Origin of the sequence: Streptomyces sp. NPDC046915 (genome assembly GCF_040644935.1) — a bacterium.
Lineage (GTDB): Bacteria > Actinomycetota > Actinomycetes > Streptomycetales > Streptomycetaceae > Streptomyces.
Genome location: NZ_JBEYXB010000005.1, coordinates 124871 through 147947, shown reverse-complemented (window position 1 = coordinate 147947; position 23077 = coordinate 124871). Strand labels below are relative to the sequence as shown.

21 protein-coding genes are annotated in these 23077 nt (G+C 73.2%); 11 read left to right on the top strand and 10 right to left on the bottom strand.

Annotated elements, in window-relative coordinates:
* Positions 1–43 precede the first annotated feature (43 nt).
* A complete protein-coding gene (locus ABZ915_RS14675; protein WP_361801393.1) occupies positions 44–568 on the top strand; it encodes a DinB family protein in 525 nt (174 codons plus the stop codon).
* Positions 569–626: 58 nt separating this feature from the next.
* On the opposite strand, the gene ABZ915_RS14670 is transcribed toward ABZ915_RS14675, so the two are convergent.
* Positions 627–1196 (bottom strand): ATP-binding protein, encoded by a 570-nt coding sequence (locus tag ABZ915_RS14670; RefSeq protein WP_361801390.1) that lies wholly within the window; start codon positions 1194–1196, stop codon positions 627–629.
* A 208-nt stretch (positions 1197–1404) separates the two neighbouring features.
* Positions 1405–1728 carry a hypothetical protein gene (locus ABZ915_RS14665; RefSeq protein ID WP_361801387.1) on the bottom strand — a complete coding sequence of 108 codons (324 nt, stop codon included), beginning with the start codon at positions 1726–1728 and terminating at the stop codon, positions 1405–1407.
* 354 nt (positions 1729–2082) lie between these two features.
* On the opposite strand from ABZ915_RS14665, the gene ABZ915_RS14660 reads away from it, so the two are divergent.
* Both ABZ915_RS14660 and ABZ915_RS14655 read left to right on the top strand, forming a co-directional pair.
* On the top strand, positions 2083–3207 hold the full coding sequence (locus ABZ915_RS14660; protein ID WP_361801384.1) for a PLP-dependent cysteine synthase family protein: 1125 nt from the start codon (positions 2083–2085) through the stop codon (positions 3205–3207).
* A gap of 50 nt (positions 3208–3257) precedes the next feature.
* Positions 3258–3656 (top strand): Imm7 family immunity protein, encoded by a 399-nt coding sequence (locus ABZ915_RS14655; protein ID WP_361801381.1) that lies wholly within the window; start codon positions 3258–3260, stop codon positions 3654–3656.
* Here ABZ915_RS14655 and ABZ915_RS14650 read toward each other — a convergent pair.
* Together ABZ915_RS14650 and ABZ915_RS14645 are read right to left on the bottom strand one after the other, a co-directional pair.
* On the bottom strand, positions 3653–4114 hold the full coding sequence (locus ABZ915_RS14650; protein WP_361801378.1) for an SRPBCC family protein: 462 nt from the start codon (positions 4112–4114) through the stop codon (positions 3653–3655). The genes ABZ915_RS14655 and ABZ915_RS14650 overlap by 4 nt on opposite strands.
* 71 nt (positions 4115–4185) lie before the next feature.
* A complete protein-coding gene (locus ABZ915_RS14645; protein WP_361801375.1) occupies positions 4186–5016 on the bottom strand; it encodes a DeoR/GlpR family DNA-binding transcription regulator in 831 nt (276 codons plus the stop codon).
* Positions 5017–5304: 288 nt separating this feature from the next.
* Here ABZ915_RS14645 and ABZ915_RS14640 point away from each other — a divergent pair, with 288 nt between their 5' ends.
* Complete coding sequence (locus tag ABZ915_RS14640) at positions 5305–7692, top strand: hypothetical protein (RefSeq protein WP_361801372.1); 2388 nt, start codon at positions 5305–5307, stop codon at positions 7690–7692.
* On the opposite strand, the gene ABZ915_RS14635 is transcribed toward ABZ915_RS14640, so the two are convergent.
* The 4 genes from ABZ915_RS14635 to ABZ915_RS14620 form a co-directional block, all read right to left on the bottom strand.
* Positions 7662–10103 (bottom strand): right-handed parallel beta-helix repeat-containing protein, encoded by a 2442-nt coding sequence (locus ABZ915_RS14635; protein ID WP_361801369.1) that lies wholly within the window; start codon positions 10101–10103, stop codon positions 7662–7664. The two genes, ABZ915_RS14640 and ABZ915_RS14635, sit on opposite strands and share 31 nt — an antisense overlap.
* Positions 10104–10257: 154 nt before the next feature.
* Positions 10258–10860 carry a hypothetical protein gene (locus ABZ915_RS14630; protein WP_361801366.1) on the bottom strand — a complete coding sequence of 201 codons (603 nt, stop codon included), beginning with the start codon at positions 10858–10860 and terminating at the stop codon, positions 10258–10260.
* 182 nt (positions 10861–11042) lie between these two features.
* Complete coding sequence (locus ABZ915_RS14625) at positions 11043–11867, bottom strand: MOSC N-terminal beta barrel domain-containing protein (protein ID WP_361801363.1); 825 nt, start codon at positions 11865–11867, stop codon at positions 11043–11045.
* A 42-nt stretch (positions 11868–11909) separates the two neighbouring features.
* Positions 11910–12344: a DUF6643 family protein gene (locus ABZ915_RS14620; RefSeq protein ID WP_361801360.1), complete on the bottom strand. Its 435-nt coding sequence runs from the start codon at positions 12342–12344 to the stop codon at positions 11910–11912.
* Positions 12345–12660: 316 nt separating this feature from the next.
* Between ABZ915_RS14620 and ABZ915_RS14615 the strand changes: the two genes are divergently transcribed.
* Positions 12661–13983: a TerD family protein gene (locus ABZ915_RS14615; RefSeq protein ID WP_361802449.1), complete on the top strand. Its 1323-nt coding sequence runs from the start codon at positions 12661–12663 to the stop codon at positions 13981–13983.
* Positions 13984–14017: 34 nt separating this feature from the next.
* Here the strand turns inward: ABZ915_RS14615 and ABZ915_RS14610 are convergent, their stop codons facing one another.
* Entirely contained in the window at positions 14018–15193 is a 1176-nt protein-coding gene (locus tag ABZ915_RS14610) for a glycosyltransferase (protein ID WP_361801358.1), read from the bottom strand.
* A 57-nt stretch (positions 15194–15250) separates the two neighbouring features.
* Between ABZ915_RS14610 and ABZ915_RS14605 the strand changes: the two genes are divergently transcribed.
* A complete protein-coding gene (locus ABZ915_RS14605) occupies positions 15251–16036 on the top strand; it encodes an aspartate/glutamate racemase family protein (protein WP_361801356.1) in 786 nt (261 codons plus the stop codon).
* An 81-nt stretch (positions 16037–16117) separates the two neighbouring features.
* Positions 16118–16663, top strand: coding sequence for a hypothetical protein (locus ABZ915_RS14600; RefSeq protein WP_361801353.1), 546 nt, complete (start codon positions 16118–16120; stop codon positions 16661–16663).
* Between the two features lie 10 nt (positions 16664–16673).
* Here the strand turns inward: ABZ915_RS14600 and ABZ915_RS14595 are convergent, their stop codons facing one another.
* On the bottom strand, positions 16674–17681 hold the full coding sequence (locus tag ABZ915_RS14595; RefSeq protein ID WP_361802446.1) for an O-antigen ligase family protein: 1008 nt from the start codon (positions 17679–17681) through the stop codon (positions 16674–16676).
* A 301-nt stretch (positions 17682–17982) separates the two neighbouring features.
* Between ABZ915_RS14595 and lnt the strand changes: the two genes are divergently transcribed.
* From lnt to ABZ915_RS14575, 4 genes are all read left to right on the top strand, one after another.
* Positions 17983–19593, top strand: a complete 1611-nt coding sequence (gene lnt, locus ABZ915_RS14590) for an apolipoprotein N-acyltransferase (protein ID WP_361801350.1) — start codon at positions 17983–17985, stop codon at positions 19591–19593.
* A gap of 67 nt (positions 19594–19660) precedes the next feature.
* Positions 19661–20155: an NUDIX domain-containing protein gene (locus ABZ915_RS14585; RefSeq protein WP_361801347.1), complete on the top strand. Its 495-nt coding sequence runs from the start codon at positions 19661–19663 to the stop codon at positions 20153–20155.
* 55 nt (positions 20156–20210) lie between these two features.
* Positions 20211–21011: a 3-hydroxybutyrate dehydrogenase gene (locus tag ABZ915_RS14580; protein ID WP_361801344.1), complete on the top strand. Its 801-nt coding sequence runs from the start codon at positions 20211–20213 to the stop codon at positions 21009–21011.
* Between the two features lie 76 nt (positions 21012–21087).
* Complete coding sequence (locus tag ABZ915_RS14575; RefSeq protein ID WP_361801341.1) at positions 21088–23052, top strand: GAF domain-containing protein; 1965 nt, start codon at positions 21088–21090, stop codon at positions 23050–23052.
* Positions 23053–23077 lie beyond the last annotated feature (25 nt).

Genomic DNA, 23077 nt, shown 5'->3' with positions numbered 1-23077 from the left:
ATCGAGGTCATGTACTGACCTACATGCGTCCTACGGTCGGTCCATGACCTCTTCCCCGGACAGCGCCTCGCCCCTTCCCGCCGAGCACGCCGAACTGCTGGGCGCCCTCGCCGAGCAGCGGGAGCTCCTGCTGATCACCGTGCGCGGCATCACCGACGCGCAGGCCATGCGGCGCACCACCGTCAGTGAGCTCACCCTGGGCGGCATCGTCAAGCACATGGCCCAGGGCCAGCGGGTGTGGTCGCAGATCCTCGCCGAGGGGGACGGAGAGCTCCCGGACGGCATGCTCGACACGGATCAGTACCGCATGACCGACGGCGAAACGCTCGCGGGACTGCTGGATCTGTACGCGGTCACCGCGCGGACGCTGGAAGAAGCCGTGGCGGCGGTGCCGGACCTGGGCACGACCGTGCCTCTCCCCAGGACGCCCTGGTCCCCGCCGGAGACCGTCCACTGGTCGGCGCGCCGGCTCCTGCTGCACCTGATCAGGGAGACGGCCCAGCACGCCGGCCACGCGGACATCATCCGGGAGGCACTGGACGGGGCGAGCACCACGGCTCGACGCTGAGGGCGCGAACCGTCCCGCCGTCCCCCGGCCCGAGCCGCCCGCCCGGTCTCCCGCCCGGTCAACCTGCGACGGTCGACGGGGCGGGAGCGTGAACCGGGGCGTGTACCGGGGCGTGGACCGGAGCGGGGGCGCAGGCCGCCGGTTCCACCGCGACCGGCTCAAAACGGCGCGCGGCTGCCTCGGTGGCCGCGCGCCGCGGAGGACGGGCCGGCTGCCGGTCGGTCGCCGAGGGCGCGGGCAGCGTGAACCACACGACCTTGCCCTTCTCGCCGTCCGGCCGCGCGCCCCAGCTCTCGCTCACCGCGGCCACCATCGCGAGCCCACGCCCGCAGGTGGCCAGCGGCCCGAGGTCCGCGATGTCCCCGGCCACGGGCAGGCGCGGATCGTGGTCGCGCACCGACACCATGAGCCGGTCGAGGACCAGCTCCATCTCCACGGTGCACAACTTGTCCGGCTGGGCGTGCCGGTGAACATTGCTCAGCAGTTCGGTCACACCGAGCGAGGCTCGGTCTATCAACGCGTCCAGATGCCAGTAGCGCAACTGCGCAGATACGATTCTGCGGACCTGGCCGATCCGCGACGGCAGGGCTTGGAGCTCCACCGTGCAGTGCTTTGGATGACTGATCACGGCTGCGACTCCCCGATGTGAGGTCCGGTCGAACCCGGAGGAACACGGAGAACGAAGAACACGGAGAACAGATCCAGCAGGGTGCTTGCGTCCAAACGCCCGCCTGCTGTCGTGGCCGGCGGGCTGGTTCGCAGCGTTATCGCCGGTAAACCCAGAGTGACGTGGAACCAGAGTGACGCAAGGGGTGCGGTCCCGCAACTCGCCGCGCTCAGCCGCCGTGTCCCGCGGCCCGGCGCACGGCCTCGATGAACCGGCGTGCCGCCGGCGGCCCCGGCTCGCCCGGAGCGGGGTCGTGCTGGCCCAGGGTCAGCAGGTACCGATTGCCGTTGATGTCGGCCAGGGCCCGGTCCTCCGGGGCGAACCAGGGCTTGGAGGCGCGCACCGCCTGCACCGGCGCGCTGTCGATCTCGCTGCCGTAACTGGTCAGCAACTCCAGCCTGCCGTCACTGATCCGGACCTGTCCGGCCCGGGTGAGCGAACGCAGCCGCTTTCCGATCCGCACGCCCGTGGCCGTGAACTCCGGCTCCGCCATCCCTCGCCGCCCCCTTGCGCGTCGCTCGCCGGACCCGAGCCCCTCCGGGTCGTGATCCAGCCCTGCCCTTCGTGCATCCGTGTGATCCAGTGTGCGGCCCCCGTCCCGTCGGTGCAGTCTGCCCGCGTGTGCCGCCGAGCACCAGTCCGCACGGGGTGCGCGCGACCGGCGCCCGGAGCACTCGCGCGAATGCGCCCCCCGCGGTTCGCGAATGGTCCGCACCAACGTCCCCCAGGAGTGTCTTTGGGACGCCCAAAGATGCGTTTATGCAGGTGGGAAGCGCTGCGGGAGGTGCTTATGATCGGTCTGTCGGCCGCGCGAGGCGGCGTCGGAGCGAAGCGTAAGGAGCCCGCCGTGAGTACCACCCCACAGACCCGGACCGGCGCCACTCTCGACGTCGACCGCAGTGACACCGGCTACCGCGACTGGCTGAAAGAGGCCGTCCGTAAAGTGCAGGCCGACGCCAACCGCTCGGCCGACACGCACCTGCTGCGCTTCCCGCTGCCCGAGCAGTGGGGCATCGACCTTTACCTGAAGGACGAGTCGACCCATCCGACCGGCAGCCTCAAGCACCGCCTGGCCCGCTCCCTGTTCCTCTACGGCCTGTGCAATGGCTGGATCCGGCCGGGCCGCCCGGTGATCGAGGCGTCCAGCGGCTCGACGGCCGTCTCCGAGGCGTACTTCGCCAAGCTGATCGGCGTGCCCTTCATCGCGGTGATGCCCCGCACGACGAGCGCCGAGAAGTGCCGCCTCATCGAGTTCCACGGCGGCCGGTGCCACTTCGTGGACGACTCGCGGAAGATGTACGAGGAGTCCGCCCGCCTCGCGGTGGAGACCGGCGGCCACTACATGGACCAGTTCACCTACGCCGAACGGGCCACGGACTGGCGCGGCAACAACAACATCGCCGAATCCATCTTCCGGCAGCTGCGGTTGGAGCGGTTTCCGGAGCCGGCGTGGATCGTCGCCACGGCGGGCACCGGCGGCACCTCCGCGACCCTCGCGCGCTACGTCCACTACATGCAATATGACACCCGCATTTGTGTCGCCGATCCGGAGAACTCGTGTTTCTTCGAGGGCTGGACCACCGGCGATCCGGACGTCACCTGCGACTGCGGTTCGCGCATCGAGGGCATCGGCCGTCCCCGCATGGAGCCCAGCTTCGTGCCCGGCGCCGTCGACCGCATGATGAAGGTCCCGGACGCCGCCAGCATCGCCGCGGTACGCGCCCTGGAGCGGTCCATCGGCCGCAAGGCGGGCGGTTCCACCGGTACCGGCCTGTGGAGCGCCCTGAAGATCGTCTCCGAGATGGCGGCCGAGGGACGCACGGGCAGCGTGGTCACCCTGCTGTGCGACCCCGGCGACCGCTACCTCGACAAGTACTACTCCGACGCATGGCTGGCGGAGCAGAGCCTGGACATCACCCCGTACACCACGGCGATCGAGTCGCTGCTGCTGACGGGCGTGTGGCCGGCCTGACCCACCCGCCGTCCCGGCAGCCGAGGGGATGACCCTTCTAGGATCGGCGCGTGTTCGAATACCACGGCTGGATCACCGTCCGGGAGAGCGTCGGCGATGACGACGAGGTCCGGCTGAGGCGGATCGTCGACGGGCTCCGGGTTCATGTGGCCGAGATCGCCGGCCCGTACCTCCTCGACCTGCGGTGGATGAACGGAGAGGCATTCATTCACCTGGGCGGCCACCAGAACCACCGCTCCGCCGAGGTTGCCGGCCTCCTGGCCCATGTCGGGTCCGTGGCCCCCGGGTCCTACGGGCTCGTCCACATCCGCGACGACGAGGACCCCGGCCACGAGAACGAGATCCGCGTCCTCAGGCTCGTCCGGGGCACGGTGAGCGAGCACACCGAGACGATGCTGTCGCCGTGCGTCCCGACACTGGAGGACCCCTTCGGCATCGAAGGGTCCTAGGCCAGGCGCCGGTCCAGTGCCGTCACCGCCCTGCGGAAGGCGTGGCCCACGCCCGGGCGGGCCGGAGGCCACATCAGGCGGAAGGGGGTCGTGCCGTCGAGTGCGAAGGTCATCCGCACCCGGGTCCCGGCGCCGGCCGGGGCGAGCCGCCACTCCTCGACCCAGGCCCGGGCGCCCGGAACGTTCGTCGCGTCGACGCGGTAGGCGTACACCTCCGGCGCCTTCGCGAGCAGGACCGACTCCTCGAAGCGGATGCCGCCCCGCAGTCCGATCTCCCGTCCGCCCTCGGTCGGCCGGGCGGACGCCACCGCCGAGAACCACTGCTGCCAGCCGGGCACGTCCTCGGCGAGCGCGCGGAAGACCGCCTCCGGCGCCGCGGCCATCTCCCGTGCGAACACCAGCCGGACGGGGGCGGTCTCGGTGAAGTCGATCCCCACCGGGCGCAGACGGTGAGTCATGGGCGACGGACCCCCTCGTGGGATCTCGGTGGGCGGCGGACGCTCGGCCGGTCACCCTAGCTGACGAGGTGTCAGATGTCTGCACCCTCGTCGGGCTCGCCCGCCACCACCAGCCGCCGCAGGTGCTCGGCGATCTCCGTCCGCGCCTCGGCGGGCAGACCCGCGTCCGTCACCAGCGTGTCGACCTGCTCCAGCGCGGCGAAGGAGCTCAGTCCCACGGTCCCCCACTTGGTGTGGTCGGCGACCACCACGACGCGCCGTGCGGACTGCACCAGCCGGCGGTTCGTCTCCGCCTCCGCCAGGTTCGGTGTCGACAGTCCGGCCTCCACCGATATCCCGTGCACTCCCAGGAACAGCATGTCGAAGTGGAGGGCCGCGATCGCCTGGTCGGCGACCGGCCCCACCAGGGAGTCGGACGGGGTACGCACCCCGCCGGTCAGCACCACCGTGGCCGCGCCCTGCCGCTGACCCGAGGAGCGCTGCGCCGCGTGGAAGACGTCCGCGACCCGCACCGAGTTCGTCACCACGGTCAGGTCGGGCACCTCGACCAGGTGGTGGGCCAGCGCATAGGTCGTCGTACCGCCCGACAGCGCGATCGCCGTGCCGGGCGTGACCAGTTCCGCGGCGGCCCGCGCGATGTCCTCCTTGGCGGTCAGCTCCAGGCCCGACTTGGCCTCGAAGCCGGGTTCGTGCGTGCTCGCCTCGACCACCGGCACCGCACCGCCGTGCACCTTCTCCAGCACCCCCTGGCGGGCCAGGGCGTCCAGATCGCGGCGCACGGTCATGTCCGACACGCCGAGCTTGCGCGTCAGTTCGTTGACCCGCACGCCGCCGCGGCGCCGGACCTCATCGAGGATCAGGGCGCGCCGCTGCTCCGCGAGGAGGTTCTGATTCTCGCTCACGTACGCTCCGGTCCTTTCGCCTCAGCCGTCCGCCTGGCCTTCGCACCTGCTCCGACCAGGACGTTCCGCCCGTCCCTGGTGCGCGGGCGTCCCATCTTGTCACGGGAGGGCCCCGGTGGCGCCACTGCCGCATCGACGCGCACATGTCATTCGGACATCACATGTACCGCCGCTCTTCATACAGATCGGGGAGATTCCGTGATGAGTGGTGTACGTCACAGTGCAACGGGTGATCCTGGTGCATGCACGGACACAAGCCATCAGCGCGTCACGGGGGAAGTGCGAACAGTGGAACGTGCACAGCAACGTGCCGCCGTGGGCGGGGCGAACGGCCTCGCCACGCGGCCCGAGGACACCGGCACCGCCCTGGAACTCCTGGTCCACGGAGTCGGGGGCACCACACCGGAGAAGATGCTCGGCGATCCGCGCACGGTACGGATCACCGGCGACGACACGGCGGCCGTGTTCCGGCGCGCCGAGGACGTCGATGCCGAGGAGGCCGAGGACGACGGCGTCGGGAAGAGACCCGGCGACCACCGGGCCGGACCCGTGCCGGAGGCGTACGTCTGGTGCAACCTGACCTCCGGCAACGGCGCCCGCGCCCTGTGGCTGTTGCTGCTGCCGTTCATGGTGGTCAACCTCGCCCACTGGATGCGCCCCGCCGCACCCGGCCGGCCCCGCGCGGTGCGGCTGTACGGACTGCTGGTGCGGCTGGCCGGGCTCACCCTGACCGTGCTGCTGGTCGCGGCGGCCTGCGAGGTCGCCCTCGACCTGGCGGCCTGGCAGTGCGCGGGCACCGGCCCCTGCGCCCGCCGGCACTCCTGGCTTGGCTTCCTCTCGCCCGCAGGGCCCGGCGCCGGCTGGTGGAGCCGGCCCGGCCGGCGGCTCGCCGTGGCCGCCCTGGTGCCGGCCACCCTCACCGCCCTGCTCTGGTACCTCTCGCACCGCACCTGGAGCGCGTACGAGTCCCAGAAACCGCTCGACCGCGCGCCCGAGCCGGACGAGGAGACCGGCCCCACCTCGCTGGGCCGCCCCGGCTTCTGGTACGGCCGCCGCCTGGTGGCCCGGCTGCGCGCCGCCCACACCGCCGCGGGCCTGCTCACGGTCGCCGCGGCGGTGCTGATCCCGGCGGCCGGCTTCGACCGCCGTCCCGGCGGGCCCGCCGCCCTGGACACGCTGGGCCGGCTGCTGGCGGTGGCGCTGCTCGCCTGGGCGGCCGTCACGGTGGCCGTGGTCTGCCGCCGGGGCCGCAGCGAGAACCGCCTCGACCAGGGGCTCGACGAGCACCTCGTACGACGGCTGCCACTCGGTGCCCTCCTCCTGCTGGGCCTGGCGATGCTGTACGCCGGCTGGTCCCGGCCGGGCTGGCACTCCTCCGGTCGCCTGCCCGGTGACGCGGCCTTCGCGGGCCTCGCCCTCGTCCAGGGCCTGCTGGCCGTAGGGCTCGGCGTGGTGGCGCACCTGCTGCACCGCTCGGCCCCCGATCCGCGCGCGGCGATGCGCGGACTCGGCGGACCGGCGGTCGTGCTCCTCGCCTGCGCGCTCGGCGGTGTGATGTCGGGCGGTGTCGCGCAGCGCGTGGCCGACTGGCTGGACGGTACCGGCGCCGCCATCGACGGCCCGCCGGTACTGCTGACCTGGCAGTCGTCGGTGATCCCGTCCCTGCTTCTGGTGCTTCTGGCGCTGGCCGCCCGGCTGGCCCGGCGCACCCACCGGCTCGCCCGCGCCGAGCGGAGCCGGGTCGAGCGCGATCACCCGGGCGAACCCGAGGACCCGGCACGCACCCGCCGTATCGCCCGTGCCCGCGCCATGGCCGCCCTCACCGACCGCGGGCCCCTGGTCGTCGGCGTCCTCTCCGCCGCCACCCTGTTACTGGGCGCCGGGGCCCTGGCCGGCGCCCGGCTGACCGACCGGACCCCCGGCGAGGCCGCCCGGCGGACCTACGACGTCGTCCGGGGTGCCGCCGAGGCCTCGCAGGCACTCGGTTCCTGGCTGGTCGGCCTCGGCTTCGTCCTGTTCGTCACCTGGGGCCGGCGCGCCTACAAGGACGCCTCGGCCCGGCGCACCATCGGCATCCTGTGGGACGTCGGCACCTTCTGGCCGCGCGCCGCGCACCCCTTCGCGCCGCCCTGCTACGCCGAGCGTGCCGTACCGGACCTCACCTGGCGGATGGACACCTGGACGCGGCGCACCGGCGGACGCCTGGTGCTGTCCGGGCACTCCCAGGGCAGCGTGCTCGCGGCCGCCGCGGCCTGGCAGCTCACGCCCGCCGTGCGCGGGCGGGTCGCCCTGCTGACATACGGCTCCCCGCTCGAACGCCTGTACGGCCGCTGGTTCCCGGCCCACTTCGGCCCGGCCGCGCTCGCCTCGCTGCACCGGGACGTCGCCTGCTGGCGCAACCTCTACCGGCTCACCGACCCCATCGGCGGCCCGATCCGCCTGCCCGGCGACTGCGGCCCCGCGGTGGACCACACCCCGCTCGAGGACCCGCTGGCGTACGGCCGCACCGCCGAGCACCCGCTGCCCGCGCCCCTGCTCGGCCACTCCGACTACCAGGCCGACCCGGTGTTCGCCGAGGAGCGGGCACGTCTGCTGGCCCGGCTGCGCCCCGGACTGCCGGGCCCGCGGCATGTGCACACCGAACCTCAGGGCAGCTCGGGCAGGTCCTCGGCGTAGAGCAGGGTCAGGTCGTCGGTGTTCGGTTCGGCGAGGTGTGCGACCCGGCTCGCGTGCCGCTCGACCATGGCCTCGAAGGTCTGGCGCGCCGTACGGCCGTTGCCGAACGCGGGGCCCTTGGGGATGGCCGTGAAGTACTTCAGCAGGGCCTCCGACGCGCCCGCGGCCAGCCGGTACTCGTGCTCGTCCGCCTGCTGCCGCACGATCCGCAGCAGTTCCTCGGGGCCGTAGTCGCCGAAGGTGATGGTCCGGGAGAAGCGGGAGGCCACACCGGGGTTGACGGAAAGGAACCGCTCCATCTCCGCCGTGTAGCCCGCGACGATCACCACCACCGCGTCCCGCTGGTCCTCCATCAGCTTCACCAGGGTGTCGATGGCCTCCTTGCCGAAGTCACGGCCGGCGTCCTCCGGCGACAGCGCGTACGCCTCGTCGATGAACAGCACACCGCCGTGCGCCCGTTGGAAGGCCTCCTGGGTGCGGATCGCGGTGGATCCGATGTGTTCGCCGACCAGGTCGACCCGGGACACCTCGACGAGATGTCCCTTGTCCAGCACCCCGAGGGAGGCGAGGATCTCGCCGTAGAGGCGGGCGACCGTGGTCTTGCCGGTGCCGGGGGAGCCGGTGAAGACCAGGTGTCGCTTGACGGAGGCGGCCTTCAGGCCCGCCCGCTGGCGGCGCCGGCCGACCTCGATCATGTCGGTGAGGGCGCGGACCTCCCGCTTGACGCTCTCCAGGCCGACCAGCGCGTCCAGTTCACCGAGCACGGCCTTGGACGTCCGGGACGGCTGCTCCGGCGCGGCGGGGGCGGCGGCCGGGGTCTGCGGGTCGTCGGCCCGCTGGTCGGGGATGGGTCCCAGCAGGCCGGGGGACCGGCTCGTGCTCTGCACGGCCGTCTCGCGCGCCGCCGACAGCCGCGGACCGCCGCTCTCGTCGCTCGTGCAGTCCTCCACGACCGGACCGCTGCCGGGCGCGGCGTCCGGCCCGCCGTCCGCGAACTCGTAGCCACCGCGCGCACACCGCTCCGTGCGGCACTTCCGCAAGGTCGTACGGCAGCCGTCGATGACGTGGAAGCCGTACCCGCCGCTGCCCGTCACCCGGCAGCCGAGGAAGCTGCCCCGGCCTCCCGCCGACACGTAGAAACCCGCCTCCGCGGGGGAGTCGACCGTGCACCGCTCGATGACGGGGTCGGCGCCCTTGGTGACGATCACGCCCGTCTGGGTGCCGTCCACAGTGCAGTTGCTGAGCGTGCCGCCGCTGCCGTGGTCGCGGAACCAGGCGCCGGTCGCCGCCTCCCGGATCCGGCAGTCGTCGAGCTGGGCGGTCGCCCCGTCGCTCACCGACACGGCCGTGTTACGCACCTGGGTGAGATCGCTGTCGACGACGTCCGCGCGCGAGCCGCGGTCCAGCACGAACAGCGCGTCCGGGACGTCGTGCACCCGGCAGGAGTCGAGCACCGCGGTGGCGCCGTCGCTCACCCAGACCGCCGGATAGTCGCCCGTGCTGTCGAAGATCTCGCACTGGTTGGCGTCCACGCGGGTGCCCGGGTCCCACACCGACAGGCCGTTGCGCCCGAACTGACGCACCGTCGTCCGGGTCAGGGTCAGCACCGAGCGGGAGCGCAGGTCGACCGCGTTCTCCGGGATGTCGTGGATACGGCAGTCGGCGAGCGTGAGCACGGCGTCCGTGTCGAGGGTGACACCGTCCGCGGTGGTGCGGTGCACATCGCAGTCGGTCAGGTGCGCGGTGGCCCGCGCGGTGACCTGCACCCCGGACCCCCGGACCTCGTAGACCTCGCAGCCCACCGCCTCCAGCGCGGAGTTCTCGCCGGTCACGGTCAGACCCGAGCCCGACGCGTGGTGCACCCGGCAGCGCTCCAGCCGGGGGTGCCCCCCGCCGTTGACCGCCACACCGGACTGACCGGCCGCGACCACCTCGCACTCCTCGAACACCCCGCCCCCGCCGTCCAGTACGGCGATGCCGACGCCGGCCGGATTGTCGACGGTGCAGCGGCGCACGGTCGGCCGGGCGCCGCCGCGGACCTCGATGCCCGCGGCGGACCGCGTGACGACCCGCACGTCCATGAGTTCCGGTGTGCCCTCCTCGACGAGCAGGGCGGGAGAGGCCGCGTCCTGGCCCTCGACGTGCAGGTCCCGCACCACCGCCGAGGCGCGCACGGTCAACGGCACCCCGTCCGGGGGCGCGATGCGCACGGAGCCGGGCGAGCCCTCGGGGCCGCGCAGCGTCACCGCCCGCTGCACGACGAGGTTCTCCCGGTACGTGCCCGGGGCGACGGTGAGGACGTCACCCTCGGCCGCGGCCTCCAGAGCGGCGGCGAGCGAAGCGTACTCACCCGTGCGGCGCCGCCACCGCGATGTGCCGGTGTGCGTCACCTGGACCGTGCCCTGTGCCATGGCGTTGCTGTGCCCCCACCTCGTCGTATTGCCGGCTTGTTCGCCTGCGGGGCGCGCCCCTGCGGCTCGCTCGCGAGCGGGTTGATGCCGAAGGGTTCGGCCGGACCACCGTAGCGTGCGTGCGGGCGGTGGGTTGACCAGAGCCGTAAGGCCGTCAGCTGCCGGTGCCGGCCTTTCCCCAGTCCGGGCCCGCCCGGTCCCAGGCCTGGTCCCAACGCGCATACCGGCGGCGGACCATACGCCAGACGAGCAGGCGTCTGCCGCCCTCGACCGCGCTGGCGGCCAGCATCGCCGCGCCGAACCCGGCGAGCACGGCGTGGGTGGTGGCCGTCGCCGAGTCCAGTGGGCGGGCGGCCATGTGTCCTTGCAGGTCGGTCCAGAGCCGGAAGTGGTCACCGGGGTGCGGGGACTTGAGGGGTATCAGCACCGTGTCGTGCTGCCGGGTGCCGTCGGGGGCCGTCCAGGCGGCCCGGACCCGGGTGCGGGTGTCGTGCACGGAGGTGTCGGGTTCGGGATCCAGCGGGGCGCGGTCCAGCTTGCGCGTCACCGTGGCCGTCACCAGCTGACGGGAGTCGTGCTGGGCTCGGACCGACCGCTGGAGGGAGTCCTGGGCCACGGCGCCGACGAGTGAGCCGATCACGGGGGCGGCCACCACGATCAGCAGCAGGGTCACGAGGGCCAGCCATGCCTCGACCAGATCGGTCGTGCGGCACAGCGGATTGTTCCGCCAGCGCCAGAGTCCGCCGATTGCCCGCACCGTCCCGCACCCCCCTTCCCGCTCCGTGATAACCCCCGCCGGAGCCGTTCACCCACGGGTCCGGTCGAAGAGAGAGCGAAATCACCTCTGACCGCGACCGGGTCCTCTCACGAACGTCTCACGCCCTGCCAACGACCGGCCCCGGCCCCCCGGTTCCCGTCCGGCCGCGCGACCTCGGAGCGCTACTCGAGGATCCGCACCGGGTCCCCCACCCGGACGGTGCCGGGGGACTGGGGCACCAGGTTCTGCCCGAAGACCAGCCGGCTGCCGAAACGGCGGTGGCGGGCCAGGGTGCGCAGGGGTTCCCGGCCGCGTTCTGCGGTCTCCTGGTCGGTCGTGGTCACGACGCACCGCCCGCAGACCTTGGCGACCCGGAAGACCACCTCGCCGACGGAGATGCGCGACCAGCCGTCCTCGGCCCAGGCCTCCGTACCCGCCACGACCAGATTCGGCCGGAAGCGGTTCATGGGCAGCGGCCCTTCGTGGGCGCGGTCGCCCTGCGCGACGAGGGAGTTCAGGGCGTCGAGGGAGCCCGTGGTGGTGACCAGCAGCGGAAAGCCGTCGGCGAAGCTCACCGTCTCGCCGGGAAGCGCGTAGTCCGGATCCACCGGACGGCGGACGGCCGGGTCGTCCATGTGGACGAGGCGGACGGAGGTGCCCAGGTGGTCGGCGCACCAGGCGGTCGCGGTCTCCTCCGCCGGGACGGCCTCCACCTTGGTGCCGAAGATCTCCATCGTGACCGTGCCCGCCGGCCGTGGCACGGGGACCGTGAGCGGTGCCCGGCCGGGTGCGGACAGCCGAATGCCGCCGCCGGGCACGAGTTCGGCAGCGGCCAGCGCGAGGCGCGGGTGTTCGCGCTGGGTGACGACCTTTCCCCCGTCGTCGATCAGTGCCCAGCGCCGGTCTCCGGCCAGCCCCCAGGGCTCCACCACGGCTTCCCGGGGCGAGAAGCCCCGGAGCGCCTTGACCGGATGGACGTGGATCGACTGAAGTTCGGCATTCCCCATGACGTCATCGTGCCAGGTGGCGGCGACAACCGGGGAAGCCGCTCAGTAGCCGCGGTACTGCTGGTTGTTGTACGGCTCCTGGTAGGGAGCGGCGGGCCGCGGGGCCGCGGGGCGCATCGCCTCGTAGCCGGTGCCCTGCGCCATGGGCCGGGGCTGTTGCGGCTGCGGGCCGGGGTAGCCGCGCGGCGCGGTGGCCTGCTGCGGGATGTACGCCGTGGGCGCCTGCTGCAACGGGGCCGGCTGCTGCGCCTGCGGATAACCGTAGGCGGCGGGGGCCTGCGCGGAGGGGCCCGACGGGAGCGCGGGCAGTGCCGACGGCAGCGCGGGCAGGTGGCTGCCCGAGTCGTACGCGGCGGGGACCCGGATCGGGGCGATCTGCGGGGTACCCCGCTCGGCCACGAGCGAGTCGTAGATCGGGGTGTCCGGGAAGGAGGCGGAGTAGTAGCCGCCACCATAAGTGGAGCGGGGGGAGGTCATGGCACATAAGTTAAGCCCACAGTGTGCTGGTTGGGGAGACCGATAAGAGGGTTGTTTTCCGTGTCGGTGGTGACCGGGGATCCCCAATCCGAGCGAACTTGGCAAAAATGGACGTCACTCAAGGCCTCGATCTTGTAAAGGCCGAGTTCCCGGCAGGTTACCGAGGGTTGGCCGCGCTCTTCCGGTGTCCTTCATGGGCGTCCGCCGGCCCCGCGAATAGGTTGTCCGGGTAGGGATGAGCCAGGGATGAGTCAGGGATGACGAGGACGGACCGGGTGCGACCCGGCGGTGACCTGTGATGGGGGCGGACATGACAATGTCGAAAGGATCAAATACGCCGGTGCCCACGACGGCCCTGCGTGTCGAATTGGGCTGGCGCCCCGGACCCGGCGTCCCCGACGCGGACGCCTCGGCGCTGCTGCTGGCGTCCGGAAAGGTCCGCTCCGACGGGGACTTCGTCTTCTACAACCAGCCCGCGCATTCCTCCGGCGCGGTCCGGCACGAGGGCAAGCGGAACGCCGGAGAGCGGGTGACGGACACGGTTTTCGTGGACCTCGCGCGCGTGGAGGGCGCGATCGAGCGGGTGGTCCTCGCCGCCTCCGCGGACGGTGGCGCGTTCGGGCAGGTGCCCGGTCTGTACATCGAGGTCAGGGACGCCGCCCAGGACACCGTGCTCGCCCGCTTCGACAGCGAGGGCGCGACCGTCGAGACGGCCTTCGTCCTCGGGGAGCTCTACCGACGCCAGGGCACCTGGAAGTTCCGTGCCGTGGGCCAGGGCTACAGCACCGGGCTGGAGGGCCTGGCCACCGACTTCGGCATCACGGTGGACGAGCCGCAGCACACGGCGCCGGCCGCGACCGCACGTCCCCCGGCGCCGGCCGCGCCTGCGGCCCCGCCCGCCGCCCCCGCCCCGCCTCGCCCCATGACGCCTCCCCCCGCCCCGCCGATGCCCGCCGGCCCGCCCGTCACCGCGCCGGTCACCGCGCCACCGCCTCCGGTCCCCGCCGCCGCGCCCGTGCGCCTGACCAAGGTGACGCTCACCAAGGCCGCCCCCACCGTGTCCCTGGCCAAGCAGGGCGGCACGTCCGGCGCCATGCGGGTCAACCTCAACTGGCAGACGCGCAAACAGTCCTCCGGCTGGGGCAAACAGCGCGGCGGGGCGGACCTCGACCTCGACCTGTGCGCCCTGTACGAACTCGCCGACGGCCGCAAGGGAGTCGTACAGTCCCTCGGCAACGCCTTCGGCTCGCTGCACCGGCCGCCGTACATCCACCTCGACGGCGACGACCGCACCGGCGCCGTCGCGAGCGGCGAGAACCTCACCGTCAACCTCGACCACCAGCGCGACTTCCGGCGCATCCTCGTCTTCGTCACCGTCTACGAGGGCGCCGACTCCTTCGCCGACCTGCACGCCACGGTCACCCTCCAGCCCCAGCACGGCGCCGCGATCGACTTCTCGCTCGACGAGTGCACGGTCCCGTCGACCGTGTGCGCGCTCGCCCTGATCACCAACACCGGCGGCGACCTGATCGTCCGGCGCGAGGCGCGCTACCTCGTCCCGGAGTACGGGGTGAGCCCGCAGCGGACGGTCGACCGCGCCTACGGGTGGGGCATGAACTGGACCCCCGGCCGGAAGTAGCGCCCCCGGCCGGCAGCGGCGCCCCCGGCCGGAGTCAGCCCTCGTCCGGCACGGCGTCCGGCCGGGCGTACGTGCGGCCCTTCCAGGCCGCCCCGCGCCCCCGGTAGTGCTGCACCGCGGAATCGACCGTCATGAGGAGGTACAGGAAGGCGGTGAACGGGAGCAGCGGGGCGAGCCACGGCGGCTGCCGGTAGTAGCGGAGCATCGGGACGTACGTCAGTGTCATCACCAGCCACGCCGCCGTACCGGTGACCACGGCCGCCGCACTGCCCGCCGCCGCGCCCGCCGGTACGGCCAAGGGCGGCACCAGATAGACCAGGACGAGCCCGGCGACCGTACCGAGCAGCAGCAGCGGGTTGTGCCGCAGCTGCGCGTAGGCGCTGCGCGAGACCATCCGCCACAGGTCGTGCAGCCGCGGACAGGGGCGCACGCTGTCCACCCGGTCGGCCAGGCCCAGCCAGATGCGACCGCCGCCCCCCTTCACCGCGCGCGCGAGTGCCACGTCGTCGATGACCGCGTGCCGGATGGCGTCCGGGATCCGTGCCCGCTCGGCCGTCTCCGCGCGCAGCAGGACACAGCCGCCCGCCGCTGCCGCCGTGCGCGCCCCGCGCACACCGACCCGGCGGAACGGATACAGCTGCGCGAAGAAGTAGACGAAGGCCGGTACCACCAGCCGCTCCCACAGGCTCTCCACCCGCAGCCGGGCCATCTGGGAGACGAGGTCGAAGCCGCCCGTGCGCGCCGCCGCGACCAGTTCCCGCAGACTGTCCGGCGCGTGCGCGATGTCCGCGTCCGTCAGCAGCAGGTATTCGGGGTCACGCGCGCGTGCCAGGGCGATGCCGTGGCGGACGGCCCAGAGCTTGCCCGTCCAGCCCGCGGGCGGCTCACCGGGGGAGTCCACGGTGAGCGGCAGTCCGCCGTGGCGCCGGGACAGCTCACGGGCCAGCCCACCGGTGCCGTCCGTACTGCCGTCGTCGACGAGGAAGACCTCCGCCCGCCCCGGATAGTCCTGCGCCAGCAGCGACGGCAGGCTCGCGGACAGGACGGCGGCCTCGTCCCGGGCCGGAACGACGACACAGACCGAGGGCCACGTCTCCGGGTCACGGCGAGGCGGCAACCGGACGTCCGTGCGCCAGAAGAAGCCCTGGCACAGCAGCAGCCACAGCCATGCGGCGAGGGATACGGAGGCGGTCCACGCGATGGCGCTCACGCGCGCAGTCTGCCCCACCGGGGCGGCCCTCGAGGGCCCATCGTCTATCGTGGCCGGGTGAAGATCGCGCTCATGGACTCAGGAATCGGACTGCTTCCCGCCGCGGCCGCGGCACGCCGTCTGCGGCCGGACGCCGATCTCGTCCTCTCCTGGGACCCGGACGGCATGCCCTGGGGGCCGCGCACCCCGGAGGACATCACCGAACGCGCCCTGGCCGTCGCCACGGCCGCCGCCGCGCACCGCCCCGACGTCCTGATCGTCGCCTGCAACACCGCGTCCGTGCACTCCCTGCCCCAGCTGCGGGCCCGTCTGGAGCCCGGCATTCCCGTCATCGGCACGGTCCCGGCGATCAAGCCCGCCGCGGCGGGCGGTGGGCCCGTCGCGATCTGGGCGACGCCCGCCACCACCGGCAGCCCCTACCAGCGCGGGCTGATCGAGGAGTTCGCGGCGGGCGTGGAGGTCGCCGAGGTGCCCTGCCCAGGGCTCGCCGACGCCGTGCACCATGCCGACGAGGCGGCGATCGACGCCGCGGTCGCCGCGGCCGCCGCACGCACCCCCGACGACATCACGACCCTGGTCCTGGGCTGCACCAACTACGAACTCGTCGCCGCCCGCATCCGTGCGGCCGTGCAGAAGCCGGGCCGCGCCCCGCTCATCCTGCACGGCACCGCCGGAGCGGTCGTGGCGCAGGGACTGCGCCGGATAGGTGAGCAGCCCGCTCCCGACGCACCCGCCAGTGGCTCTCTCACGGTGCTGCTCAGCGGCCGGGAGGCCGAGCTGCCCGACACCGCGCTGAGCTACGAGGAAGGCCGGCTGCTCGCGGCCGCCACTCCGGCCCGCTGAGCCGGGGCGGGCCGCGCGCCCGTCCCTGTCACCCTCCGCGACGCGGTACCCGCGCAGGGAAACCTGAGTAGTCTCATAGATATGAGGCACCACACCCACGACGAGAGCGCGCCCCACGCCGACGTGTGGACGGGACGGGCCACGAACCGCGTCCAGTGGTTGCTGGCGCTGGCCGGTGCGGCCTGTGTGGCGCTCGGCATCGAGCTGGCCGTCGACTCCGCCTGGACGTCCGGCATCGCCCCGCTGGTGATGTCCGTCGTCGGGTGCATCGCGGCGGGGCTGCTGGTCCTCTTCGGCACCCTCGCGTTCGTGCACGTCGCCCTGAAGGTCGACCAGGAGTGCCTCGAAGTGCGCTGCGGCCACGTCGGCGTGCCGCGCCGCCGCATCCCCCTCTCCCATGTGGCGGGCGCCGATTTCGATCCGCACGTCACCCCGCGCCACTGGGGCGGCTGGGGTTATCGCTGGCGGCCCGAGAAGGGCACCGCGGTCGTCGTGCGCCGGGGCGAGGGCATCGTGCTGCGGCTGTGGGACGGCCATACGTTCACGATCACGGTGGACAACGCGGAGTCGGCGGTGCGCGTCATCCGCGAACGGCTGCGCACGGTCGCACCGGGCACGGCGCGCTGAGGAGGCCGCCTCAGCGTACGGGGGTGTCCCGTACGGGAGTGTCCCCGTCGCCCTCCGGACCGTCGGGGGTGAGCGGCCGGGCCGTGGCCAGCCCGGCCAGCAGTCCGGCGCCCGCCGACACCGTGGTGAAGCTCAGTGCGTCGCCCACCGCGGCGATCGCGGCGAGCCCGGTCAGGGCCGCGCCCGCGGTGAGCGCGACCGGCGTGGAGCGGGGCGAGCGCCACAGGGCGTACAGGATCCAGCAGAACGCCATGGCCAGGAGCAGTACGCCGACGAGCCCCTGTTCCGCGGCCTGCTGCAACGGCGCCGAGTGCGGCTTGCCGTCGGGCCACAGTGCCTGGGAGGCGGTGGAGCTCAGCTCGCCGAACCGGCCGGGGCCCACGCCCAGAGCCGGCTCCCGGTGGGCCAGGTGCAGCGCGTCGTGCCACAGGTGGATGCGGCGCGGAGTGAGCCGGCCCTCGAGGGACGTGGTGAGCCCGGCCGTCAGGATGTTCCCGGCCACCGCCCAGACCGTCCCGGTCACCAGCGCCGCCGCCAGGGCCAGGCCCGCGACGCCGAGGCCGCGCGGGCGCATCCGGCCGGCGGCGAGCGAGCACAGCAGGACGGCGCCGCCGATGGCGCACCCGGCCGACGAGCCCATGACGGCCGCGGTCACCGCGATCCCCGTGGCCAGGAGCCGCAGGGCGAGCCGCAGCGCCGGAGCGGACGTGGCCCAGGCCGCGCAACAGGCGGCTCCGGCGGCGAGGGCGAACAGTGCGGCACAGGCGCCGGCGTGCCCGAGCGGAGCGGTGACCTGGGGCCCCGCGTCGAGGTGCGGCAGGGCCACCGCCAGCCCGAGCCCGGCCAGTGCGCCCGCGCAGGGCGCGGCGACCGGGAGCAGCGAGCCGGAGATCCGGCCCGAGGCGTATCCGGCGGCCACCGCGAGCACCGCGAGGAGGACTCCTTCCGGGCGGCCGTCCTGCGTCGCCGCGCTGATCAGGGACCAGACGGCGCAGGCCCCCAGCACGATGACGCCCATCACGTCAGAAACGTTTCGTCTGTCGCTGTCCGGCTCCGCGCGCACCGCGGACGCCGTCCGTGTGGATCCCACCCCGCCGCCCCCCGTACCCGGTCCCCCGACCTGTGGCAGACCCCGCCGCCCGGGCCCTGACCGGCCGCGCGACAGAGGCTGGGGCACACCGTAACGGTTGATGACCGTTTTGTGGACGAGTTGCACAGGAAGGATGCGGTTCCTGACCGTAGGAGTGCCGCATGTCGTCCTCCTGTCGGCCTCCGGACCGTAATGTCAAGGCTGACGCCGGCCGCCGTACACTCCCGGAGTGACCGTCACCGCAACTTCCGTGGACCAGTCCGACCAGCTGCACCCGCGGACCCCGCCCACCGGGCTCGGCAACCGGCTGGCCCGTCTGATCCCGGCCGCCACCGCCGCGCTCTGCGGAGTAGTGCTCTACCTCAGCTTCCCGCCGCGCACGGTGTGGTGGCTGGCGCTGCCCGCCTTCGCCGGATTCGCCTGGGTCCTGCGCGACCGCAGCTGGAAGGCCGCGCTCGGCCTGGGCTACCTCTTCGGACTGGGCTTCCTGCTGCCGCTGCTGGTGTGGACCGGCGTGGAGGTCGGCCCCGGGCCCTGGCTCGCGCTGGTCGCCATCGAGGCGGTCTTCGTCGCGCTGGTCGGCGTCGGCGTGGCAGCCGTCTCCAAGCTGCCCGCCTGGCCGGTCTGGGCGGCCGCCGTATGGATAGCGGGCGAGGCCGTACGCGCGCGCGTGCCCTTCCGCGGCTTCCCCTGGGGCAAGATCGCGTTCGGGCAGGCGGACGGTGTCTTCCTGCCGCTCGCCGCCGTGGGCGGCACCCCGGTGCTCGGTTTCGCGGTCGTGCTGTGCGGCTTCGGGCTGTTCGAGGCCGGGCGCCTGGTCTTCGAGGGGCGCCGCACCCGGGCCGTGCGGCGCGGGGCCGCGGCCGCCGCCCTGCTGACCGTGGCCGTTCCCGTCGCGGGAGCGGTCGCCGCCCGGCCGCTGGTGAGCGACAAGGCGGAGAAGGGCACCGCGACCGTCGCGGTCATCCAGGGCAACGTGCCGAGCTCCGGTCTGGAGTTCAACTCGCGGCGACGCGCCGTGCTCGACTACCACGCGCGCGAGACCAAGAAGCTGGCCGCCGACATCAAGGCCGGCAAGGTGGCCAAGCCGGACTTCGTCCTGTGGCCCGAGAACTCCTCCGACATCGACCCCTTCGCCAACGCCGACGCGGCCATCGTCATCGACGAGGCGGCCAGGGCCGTCGGGGTGCCCATCTCGGTCGGCGCCGTCGTCGAGAGGGACGGCAAGTGGTTCAACGAGCAGATCCTGTGGGACCCGGCCAAGGGACCCACCCAGACGTACGACAAGCGGCAGATCCAGCCGTTCGGCGAGTACCTCCCGCTGCGGTCCCTGGTCGGCGCGATCAACAAGAACTGGACCGCCATGGCCCACGAGGACTTCAGCCGGGGCACCAAGCCCGGCGTGTTCGACCTCGACGGTGCCAAGGTCGGCCTCGTCACCTGCTACGAGGCGGCCTTCGACTGGGCCGTGCGGTCCGAGGTCACCGACGGCGCGCAGATGATCTCCGTGCCGAGCAACAACGCGACCTTCGACCGCAGCGAGATGACCTACCAGCAGCTCGCGATGTCCCGCATCCGCGCCGTCGAACACAGCCGGACCGTGACCGTGCCGGTCACCAGCGGCGTCAGCGCGATCATCATGCCCGACGGGAAGATCACCCAGAAGACCGGCATGTTCGTGCCCGCCTACCTGGTCCAGAAGGTGCCGCTGCGCACCTCCGAGACGCCCGCCACCCGGCTGGGCATCCTGCCCGAGATCGCCCTGGTGCTCGTCGCCGCGGGCGGGCTCGGCTGGGCGATCGGGTCCGGCCTGCGCGGTCGGCGCGCTGCCGACGCGTAGCCGTACGCCGGTCGTGCGCCCTGCCGAGTTCACCGGAGTGACCGAACCGGCCCGTTAGGGTCGGTCCATGGCAACTCCCGAGTTCATCCGTACGCTCCGCGCTTCCGCGGGACAACAGTTGCTGTGGCTCCCCGGAGTCACCGCCATCGTCTTCGACGACGAGGGCCGAGTGCTGCTGGGCCGCCGGTCCGACACCCGCAGATGGTCGGTGATCGGCGGCATCCCGGAGCCCGGTGAGCAGCCGGCGGCCTGCGCCGTACGGGAGGTCCACGAGGAGACCGCGGTGCACTGCGTCGTCGAGCGCGTGGTCCTCGTGCAGGCGCTGGATCCCGTCACCTACGACAACGGCGACGTCTGCCAGTACATGGACATCACCTTCCGCTGCCGGGCCGTCGGCGGCCAGGCACGGGTGAACGACGACGAGTCCCTCGAGGTGGGCTGGTTCGAGGTGGACGCCCTGCCGGAGCTGAGCGAGTTCGGGCTGTTCCGGATCAAGCAGGCCCTGTCCGACGCACCCACCTGGTTCGACTCCATGGGATCCGGCACCACCCCTCCCCGCTGAAGTATGTGTCCGGCCCATATGCGGCGGGGGCTGGACGCTGCCTAGGGTGGTCAGCATGACCTCGCCCAGCGTCCCGCCCGGCCCCCACGCCCTCTCCCTCGACCTCGGCGGCCGCACCGTCCTCGTCACCGGCGCCGCCGGCGGCATCGGCCGCGCCTGCGCGCTGCGGCTGGCGGCGGCCGGGGCCAAGGTGAGAGCCGTCGACCTGGACGCGGCGGGCCTGGACGCGCTGGCCGAGCGGGCCCGGGACCTGGCGGGCACCGTCGAGGCGCAGGTACTGGACCTCACCGATCTGGACGCCGCCGAACACGCCGCCGCCGGCACCGACGTCCTGGTCAACAACGCCGGGCTGCAACTGGTACGGCCCATCGAGGACTTCCCGCCCGATGTCTTCCACACCGTCCTGACCGTGATGCTGGAGGCGCCGTTCCGCCTCATCCGTGGCGCCCTGCCGCACATGTACGGGCAAGGGTGGGGCCGGATCGTCAACGTGTCCTCCGTCCACGGACTGCGGGCCTCCGCCTACAAGTCCGCGTATGTGGCCGCCAAACACGGCCTGGAAGGACTCTCCAAGACGGCCGCCCTGGAAGGCGCGCCCCACGGCGTCACCTCGAACTGTGTGAACCCCGCCTACGTGCGCACCCCGCTGGTCGAGAAGCAGCTCGCCGACCAGGCGCAGGCGCACGGCATCCCCGAGGAGCGCGTGCTGTCCGAGGTGCTCCTCCAGGACAGCGCCGTCAAGCGGCTCATCGAACCGGACGAGGTCGCCGAGGCCGTGGCCTACCTGTGCAGCCCGCTGGCTTCCTTCGTCACCGGCACCTCACTGGTGCTCGACGGCGGCTGGACGGCCCACTGAACGGCCCGGCGTTCCCCGGCCGGGAAGTTTTCCACAGGCCCGACGGGACGGCCGGACGATACGGAATCCTGTGAGCATGTCCCGCGATCACGTGCAGTCCGCCGAGCGCCCCGACGCCGCCGGGGCGCCGACCGGTGCCGCCGCCCCGCCCGACGGCGGCACGGAAGCGCCCTTCCTCGAACTGCTGGCCCGCGGTGCCTCGGCGGACGCCTACGAGCAGCCCGCGTTGCTCGCCCGCGCCGAGGGTCGTCCGGCCGACCGGATCGCCGAGCTGGACAAGGCCAAGGTCCTCGCGCTGCGGGTCCGGGCGGAACTGGAAGGACGACGCAGGCGCGAGGCGGAGCTGTCGGCGCTCTTCGAGACCGCGCACGACCTGGCGGGCCTGAGGGACCTGGACGCCGTCCTCCGGGCGATCGTGCAGCGCGCCCGCTCACTGCTCGGCACGGACATCGCCTACCTGAGCCTCAACGACCCGGCCAGGGGCGACACCTACATGCGCGTGACCGAGGGCTCGGTCGCCGCCCGCTTCCAGCAGTTGCGGCTGGGCATGGGAGAGGGCCTCGGCGGACTTGTCGCCCAGACCGCCCGGCCGTACGTCACCGAGGACTACTTCCACGACGAGCGCTTCCAGCACACGCACACCATCGACGCGGGCGTACGCGACGAGGGCCTGGTCGCGATCCTCGGGGTGCCGCTGATGCTCGGCCCGCACGTCATCGGCGTGCTGTTCGCCGCGGACCGGCGGGCGCGGGTCTTCGAGCGCGAGCAGATCGCCCTGCTCGGCTCCTTCGCCGCCCTCGCCGCCGCGGCGATCGACACCGCCAACCTGCTCACCGAGACCCGCGCGGCCCTCGCCGGGCTGGAACGGGCCAACGAGATCATCCGGGACCGGAGCGCGGTCATCGAACGTGCCTCGGACGTCCACGACCGGCTCGCCGAGCTCGTGCTGCGCGGCGGCGGGGTCCACGACGTGGCCGCCGCGGTCTCCCAGGTCCTGGACGGCAGGGTCGAGTTCGCCGAGGCCCTGGCGGCACCGCCGCAGGCACTGGAGGCCTCCCGCGCCGAAGGGCACGCCGTCCGGCACGGCGACGACTGGATCGCCGCGGTCGCCGCCGGGGACGAACTCCTCGGCGCGCTCGTCCTGTACGGCCACCCCGGCCTCGACCCCGTCGACCAGCGCACCCTGGAACGCGCCGCGATGGTCACCTCGCTGCTGCTGCTCGCCCGCCGATCCGCCGCCGAGGCCGAACAGCGCGTCCGCGGTGAACTCCTCGACGACCTCCTCGACGCCCGCGACCGCGACCCCCGCCTGCTGCGCGACCGCGCGGCCCGGCTGCACGCCGACCTCGACGCCACCCACGTCGTCCTGGCCGCCCGCCTCGACGGTCCGGCCGCCGACGCCGACCAGGAGGCCGACGCCCGCCGCCGCCTGTGGGCCGCCGCGTCCCACCTCGCCGCGACCCGGCAGGGCCTCGCCGCGGCCCGCGACGGCGGTACCGTCCTGCTGCTGCCCCTCGCCCCCGGCGACACCGCCACGGACCTGGCCCGCCGCACCGCCCACCAGCTCGGCACGGCCGTCCACGAAGCGGTCACCGCCGGTGCCTCCGCCCCCGTCGCCGACCTCGCCGCGCGCCCCGACCAGGTGAGCGCCGCGTACGCCGAGAGCCGGCGCTGCCTCGACGCACTGCGCCTCCTCGGCCGCTCGGGAGACGGCGCCGCCGCCGAGGACTTCGGCTTCCTCGGCCTGCTCCTCGCCGGCGAGCGGGACATCACCGGCTTCGTCGAACGCACCATCGGCCCGGTGGTGGCCTACGACGAGCGGCGAGGTACGGAGCTGCTGCGCACCCTCGACGCGTACTTCGCCTGCGGCATGAGCCCGGCGCGCACCAAGGACGAACTGCACGTCCACGTGAACACGGTCGCCCAGCGGCTGGAGCGGGTGGGCCGCCTCCTCGGCGACGACTGGCAGGACCCCGCCCGTGCCCTGGAGATACAACTGGCCCTGCGTCTGCACCGGTTCGCGGCACCGGCACGGCACTGACCCCCGTACGGAGGACCGTACGAGG

Coding starts and splice junctions, on each gene's coding strand:
- ABZ915_RS14575 (WP_361801341.1), top strand. CDS start 21,088: ATGTCCCGCGATCACGTGCAGTCCGCCGAGCGCCCCGACGCCGCCGGG.
- ABZ915_RS14580 (WP_361801344.1), top strand. CDS start 20,211: ATGACCTCGCCCAGCGTCCCGCCCGGCCCCCACGCCCTCTCCCTCGAC.
- ABZ915_RS14595 (WP_361802446.1), bottom strand. CDS start 17,681: ATGGGCGTCATCGTGCTGGGGGCCTGCGCCGTCTGGTCCCTGATCAGC.
- ABZ915_RS14665 (WP_361801387.1), bottom strand. CDS start 1,728: ATGGCGGAGCCGGAGTTCACGGCCACGGGCGTGCGGATCGGAAAGCGG.
- ABZ915_RS14650 (WP_361801378.1), bottom strand. CDS start 4,114: ATGACTCACCGTCTGCGCCCGGTGGGGATCGACTTCACCGAGACCGCC.
- ABZ915_RS14675 (WP_361801393.1), top strand. CDS start 44: ATGACCTCTTCCCCGGACAGCGCCTCGCCCCTTCCCGCCGAGCACGCC.
- ABZ915_RS14620 (WP_361801360.1), bottom strand. CDS start 12,344: ATGACCTCCCCCCGCTCCACTTATGGTGGCGGCTACTACTCCGCCTCC.
- ABZ915_RS14585 (WP_361801347.1), top strand. CDS start 19,661: ATGGCAACTCCCGAGTTCATCCGTACGCTCCGCGCTTCCGCGGGACAA.
- ABZ915_RS14600 (WP_361801353.1), top strand. CDS start 16,118: ATGAGGCACCACACCCACGACGAGAGCGCGCCCCACGCCGACGTGTGG.
- ABZ915_RS14615 (WP_361802449.1), top strand. CDS start 12,661: ATGTCGAAAGGATCAAATACGCCGGTGCCCACGACGGCCCTGCGTGTC.
- ABZ915_RS14635 (WP_361801369.1), bottom strand. CDS start 10,103: ATGGCACAGGGCACGGTCCAGGTGACGCACACCGGCACATCGCGGTGG.
- ABZ915_RS14625 (WP_361801363.1), bottom strand. CDS start 11,867: ATGGGGAATGCCGAACTTCAGTCGATCCACGTCCATCCGGTCAAGGCG.